The sequence below is a fragment of the Metabacillus arenae genome, assembly GCF_014773385.1.
GTDB classification, from domain to species: domain Bacteria; phylum Bacillota; class Bacilli; order Bacillales; family Bacillaceae; genus Metabacillus_D; species Metabacillus_D arenae.
Genome location: NZ_JACXAI010000030.1, coordinates 71,537 through 77,536 on the forward strand (window position 1 = coordinate 71,537; position 6,000 = coordinate 77,536).

Here is a 6,000-nt window from a genome sequence, read left to right on the forward strand (position 1 = left end):
TAGATTTGAAGAAAGGTACGCTCTGACCCGTGATTTAAGTCACAGGACAGAGCGTATTTTATTAATAACTACAGCTTTCAATGTGCAGACTCAGGCTTGTGTTGCAATTCCATTTTCTGCGGAGCAGAACGTTTAAGAAAAAATGAAGCTGCCAATGCGATGACTACCAGCCCAAATGCAAGCAGAAACGCGCTTTTCATTCCAGCAATTAAAGCTAGACTTTGCAGGGTAGACTCTTCTTGTGTACCCGATGCATTTTCCAGATAACGTTGTGAGCTATTAGTCATGACTGTAACAAGCAATGCCGTTCCGACAGCGCCCGCCACCTGCTGAAGCGTGCTGATAATTGCGGTGCCGTGCGGGTATAACACTGGCGGCAGCTCGTTCAATGCGTTGGTCATGACCGGCATCATTAACATTGAAATGCCCAGCATCAATAGTGTGTTCAAAATCATAATTGAGATGTATGAGGTCGACAATGTGATAAAGGCAAATTGCAGCAGTGTATTGGCCATCAGCCCTAATCCGACGACTGCAAGCCACTTGCCGCCAAATTTATCAAATAACCGGCCTGTGATCGGGGACATAATCCCCATTAGAATACCCCCTGGCAGCATGACCAAGCCTGCCTCCAATGGACTGTAACCTAAGGCATTCTGGAGAAAAATCGGCAACAGCATCATAGCGGAGAACATCGCCATCATGACGATCATCATAATCAGAGTAGATCTCCAAAAAATATTGTATTTAAATGCCCTTAGATCTAGCAGCGGCTGTGACATCGTCAATTGCCTCCATGTGAACAGGCCTAAAGAAATGACGCCGATGGCGGTAGGAATAAGAACTTGACTGCTTGACCAGCCCCCATGTCCTTCACCGGCACTGCTGAAGCCGTAAACAATCCCCCCGAATCCAAGGGTTGAAAGAAGAAGTGATAAAAGGTCAATCTTTGGATTAGTTGTCTCCGTCACATTTTTAAGCTTTAAATAGGCAAAGAGCATGACAAACAACGCAATTGGCAGAACACCGTAGAAAAGCACCCGCCAGCTGAAATGCTCGACAATAATCCCAGAAAGAGTAGGTCCGATCGCCGGAGCAAATGTGATCACGATCCCAATCGTCCCCATTGCAGAGCCTCTTTTCTCAATCGGAACCATGGCAAATACTACATTGGTTAGTAAAGGGAAAAGGAGCCCGGTTCCCGCCGCTTGAAGCACCCTTCCGATTAAAAGCAAGGCGAATCCTGGCGCAATAGCAGCTACAAGTGTACCTAACGTAAACAGGCCCATGGCTGAAAGAAACAAGCCTCTTGTCGTGAAACGCGAAATTAAAAAAGCGGTGATAGGTATAAGTACACCGATCACAAGCAGATATCCTGTTGTCAGCCATTGCGCGGTACTGGGAGAGATCCCAATGTCTCCCATAATTTTGGATAACGCTACGTTGAGAAGCGTTTCATTCAAAATGGCTACGAACACACCAAGAATCATAATCATGACTAATAAAAAATTGCTTTTGCTCCCGAATGTCCCACCATTAGAAGTTGATTCAGTATGATTTCCCACATTCTTTCTCCTCTCATATTCAAATGAAGCGAGATCCTTGATCTCTGTTAAAAAGACAACCGCTATTTGAGTTCTTTCTCCTTCACGTCATTAAGTCATTGGTGTCTGTAGTATCAATGTCAATTGACAGTCAGGAATTAGTTGGGATTGCTGTCTTTTACCATGTTTTCCATTCTAGCATGAAACATACGTTTCGGTTTCTTTTAGATTGCTAAATTATATAGCAGCTGGAATGAAACAGGAAGTATTCTAACTACATACAACAGTGGGAATCTTCATTATTAACTTTCTCCTTTAGCTTGAGAATTACAATAAATGAATTTTAACATAAATTGTGAAGCTTTTACCAGAAATTAACTTACTTCCTTTTGCATTTGACTTGCCTTATGAATTGATGTCAATCGGCAGATGATTATTGAAAAAAAGAAGCTGACTTGACAAAATTAGCCTCTTTCCTCCAACCTTGAAAAAAGAACCTTTATAGAAAGGGATGGTTAAATGGAAAGTAAGCTTCTTGAAGGGAAGAAAATTCAGCAATGGATGGATGAATTTCCGTTGCTTGCAAACATAACAAAACCTGAAGAAGTGTTTTGGACCAATCTTGATTATAGGAAAAAGAATGGCCCGCAACCTTTAACAGTGGAGGATATAAATGATGCAGCAAATCGTTTGGAACGCTTTGCTTCTTATATGATGAAAGTTTTTCCGGAAACTGCTGAAATGAAAGGCATTATTGAGTCTCCTCTCATTCCTATTCCACGCATGAAGAACACGATGGAACAAAAATATGACCTATCCATTCCGGGTGGTCTCTTGCTAAAATGTGATAGTCATTTGCCGATCTCAGGGTCAATTAAGGCAAGAGGCGGAATATATGAAGTGCTGAAACATGCTGAAGAACTGGCAATTGAGCAAGGGATAATCACATATAGTAGTGATTATGCTTTTCTAGACAACGAAAAATGTAAAGAGTTATTTTCAAAGCACTCGATTGCTGTTGGTTCGACTGGTAATTTAGGGTTAAGTATTGGGATCATGAGTGCCCAGCTTGGGTTTCAGGTAACCGTCCATATGTCTAGTGATGCAAAGCAATGGAAAAAAGATGTTCTGCGAAGCAAGGGAGTCAAAGTAATTGAATATCAATCCGATTATAGTAAAGCGGTAGAAGAAGGACGCAAGCAAGCATTATTAGACCCAGCGTGTTACTTTATTGATGATGAAAATTCCAGTAATCTGTTTTTAGGATATGCAGTGGCAGCTTCCAGATTAAGAAGGCAGTTGGAAGAAATGAATATAAAAGTAGATGAAGAGCATCCTCTGTTTGTTTATCTTCCCTGCGGGGTTGGGGGAGGACCCGGTGGAATAACATTTGGGTTGAAAGAAGAATTTGGCGAGCATGTTCATTGCTTTTTTGCTGAGCCCACACATTCACCGTGTTTTCTCATCGGACAGCTGACAGGTCTCCAAGATAAGTTTTCCGTCCAAGATTTTGGCCTTGATAATAAGACAGATGCGGACGGTCTTGCGGTAGGAAGAGCTTCAAGCTTTGCCTTAAAAATAGTGAGCCATCTGTTGAGCGGTTGTTACACGATTGAAGACGAGCGGCTCTATTCGTTCCTTCATGATCTTGCAAACACTGAAAATGTTTTCCTGGAGCCCTCAGCACTTGCCGGCTTCTTCGGTCCTATACAATTAATGAGACAATCCGGCGGGCAAAACTATCTAAAAGATCACAAGCTAAAGGAAAAAATGAATAAGGCCCATCACATCATTTGGGGAACGGGCGGCAGCATGGTTCCAAAAGAAGTGATGGAGGAATATTATCGAAAAGGTACTGAGTAGTGTAAGATGAAATGATCATCTTCATACAATAGAGGGGGAGTTAGACTTGGAAAGTTGGATCATATCTTCATTAATTGTTTTAGTTGCTTCAATATTACAAGCGTGTACAGGGTTTGGCTTCTCTATTATGGCGACCCCCTTTTTGTTTTTAGTCTACGAACCTCAAGATGCTATTCAAATCAATATTATTCTTTCCCTAATCATTTCCATATTCATGGTTCCGAAAATAGGGAAAGAAGTTGATAAAACACTCTTAGTCAAGCTGATGAAAGGAAGTATAATTGGGTTGCCAATCGGACTTATCATATTTTTATTTTTAGAAGTTCGGCTATTAAAACTTGTGATTAGTATACTGATCCTTTTGTTAACATTGTTGTTAATGATGAATTTAAAGCTGAAACAAACAAAGCGAAAGGACTTTTTAGCAGGCTGCTTTGCAGGAACGCTTACAACTAGCATAGGTATGCCAGGCCCCCCTTTATTACTCTATTTCTCAGGAGCAGGAACAGAAAAGGCCATTCTAAGGAGTACGACTCTAGCTTTTTATCTATTGATTTACTTGATTAGCTTAATGATGCAAATTTTTTTTGGCGGTACTAATCTTAATGTTTGGGTAACTTCATTAGTGTTAATGCCTATCACAATATGTGGTATTTTCTTAGGGCAACTTCTATTCAAATGGATAAATCAAAGGATATTTCAAATAATAACTTATTTCATTCTTGGATTTACTGGCGTGTATTTACTTTTAGAAAATCTATAAAAAGGACATAAAAGTTTTAGCTTGTCTGGTAACAAATTCTAACCGCCAAGGGCGTAAGTTATTTGACAAAAAAATGAGATTCCAAAAAGGACTTTGTTTTAATAACATTTCAACTACTAAATGGCACCTTAAATGAAATAAAGATACTTTTTGTTGAAAGCGCTTTATAATAGATACTATTTATAAATTTCCCCACCTGTTTGTACTCAGAGCTTTCTTCTATAATAAGGATAGTTCAGTTTAATCAAAGGGGTGATAAAAGTGTTAAAGCGTTTTATGAGTACGGTCTTATCAGTTTTTATCATTTTTACAATAGTAAGCGGGTGTGTATCAAATTCTGTAGATTCTAATGGGGAAAATGGCTCGGATCAGATTGAATTGAGATTTTCTTGGTGGGGGGGAGAAGATAGGCATAAGGCAACTCTCGCAGCGATTGAAAAATATATGGAGCTGAATCCTCATGTGAAGATTAAAGCAGAGTATAGTGGTTTTGATGGTTATAATCAAAAATTAAGTACTCAGCTGGCAGGTAAAACAGCTCCTGACATCATGCAAATGGATTTTTATTATATGGCCGAATTTGCCCAAAAAGGGGAACAATTTATTGATTTCTATGAATATGAAAAACAAATTGATATTTCCTCGTTTGATGAAAAATTTTTAAAGGATTTTTCAGAGGTTAACGGTAAGCTTATTGGTTTGCCAACTGGTATTAATTCAATTATTTTTTTCGGCAATAAAAAGATTTTAGAAAAGACAGGTATAAATTTAGAAGGAAAATATGATTGGGAAAAATTATTGGAAGAAGGAAAAAAGATCAACCAAAACAATCCTAAAGAATTTCTTTTGAACATGGGACCTGATGAAACCTCGATGCTGATTGCTTACTATATTCAGCAGAAATCAGGTAATAATTTTATTCAAGATGACTATACGCTAGGTTTTGATAAAAAATTGGCAGAAGAAGCCTTTACATATATGAAGAATCTTTGGGATGAAGGAGTTTTGCCAGAAGTCAGCGATTATGTAACTGTCAGGGGGAACTTAGAACAAACTCCTAAATGGGTAAGCGGAGATCTGGGAATTGTCTTAATGAGTGCCTCCGGGATAAATATTTTCAAAAATAGTAATAATGAACTTACTCCATTGCTGCCTCCTACCCACAAAGGTGCCAAAGATTCTGGAATCAGAACGCAGCCATCACAGGTTTTCTCTGTTAGCAAGCATTCAAAACATCCAGAAGAAGCAGTAAAATTTATTAACTGGATGTTAAACGATGAGGAAGCTATAAATATTTTAGGATCCACGAGAGGAGCACAGCCAACGGAAACAGGTCGAGAGTTTCTTTCAAGCAGCGGCCAGCTGGATCCTCTTGTCGCCGAAGGAGTTGATCTAGGGTTGGAGAATGCAGGTATGCCAATAAATGCAATCTCCCTGAATACAGAAGCAGACAAGATTTATGTAGACATCGTAGAAAAAATAGGATATGGGCAAATTACTCCTGAAGAAGGTGCGACACAGCTAGTTAAAGAATTAAATGAATATTTGTCAGATATTAAACCATAAAGGAACCACCTTCTGATAAGAACGAAAAGCGCAGAGCGCTAGTTCTTCGGCGACAAGCACAAGGCAGCCGGCAGGGAATGACCCTGGGACCTAAGGGCCGATGGCGCTCGGAGCTGGCCAATGATCCCACTTTTTATCACGTTAATACTTTAATTAATTTAAACTTCTTCACTAGTGTTGCATAAATATTGTTTAAATTTTCAGATTTATCATTTTCTAGATTGAGAGCCAAAAAAGTAAATACCCAACAAAAGGTGGCTCCAT

Annotated in this window: 4 protein-coding genes; 3 read left to right on the top strand and 1 reads right to left on the bottom strand. The window is 39.4% G+C overall.

All coding sequences use genetic code 11. The features are described from left to right. Positions 1 to 77: 77 nt before the first annotated feature. Entirely contained in the window at positions 78 to 1,496 is a 1,419-nt protein-coding gene (locus tag IC621_RS19535) for an MDR family MFS transporter (RefSeq protein ID WP_191160587.1), read from the bottom strand. Positions 1,497 to 2,063: 567 nt separating this feature from the next. On the opposite strand from IC621_RS19535, the gene IC621_RS19540 reads away from it, so the two are divergent. The 3 genes from IC621_RS19540 to IC621_RS19550 all read left to right on the top strand — a co-directional run bounded on the left by IC621_RS19540 (position 2,064) and on the right by IC621_RS19550 (position 5,736). Next, complete coding sequence (locus IC621_RS19540) at positions 2,064 to 3,407, top strand: D-serine ammonia-lyase (RefSeq protein WP_191160570.1); 1,344 nt, start codon at positions 2,064 to 2,066, stop codon at positions 3,405 to 3,407. 46 nt (positions 3,408 to 3,453) lie between these two features. Next, on the top strand, positions 3,454 to 4,170 hold the full coding sequence (locus IC621_RS19545) for a sulfite exporter TauE/SafE family protein (RefSeq protein ID WP_191160572.1): 717 nt from the start codon (positions 3,454 to 3,456) through the stop codon (positions 4,168 to 4,170). Between the two features lie 261 nt (positions 4,171 to 4,431). Further along, a complete protein-coding gene (locus IC621_RS19550) occupies positions 4,432 to 5,736 on the top strand; it encodes an ABC transporter substrate-binding protein (RefSeq protein WP_191160574.1) in 1,305 nt (434 codons plus the stop codon). The last annotated feature ends 264 nt before the right edge of the window (positions 5,737 to 6,000 follow it).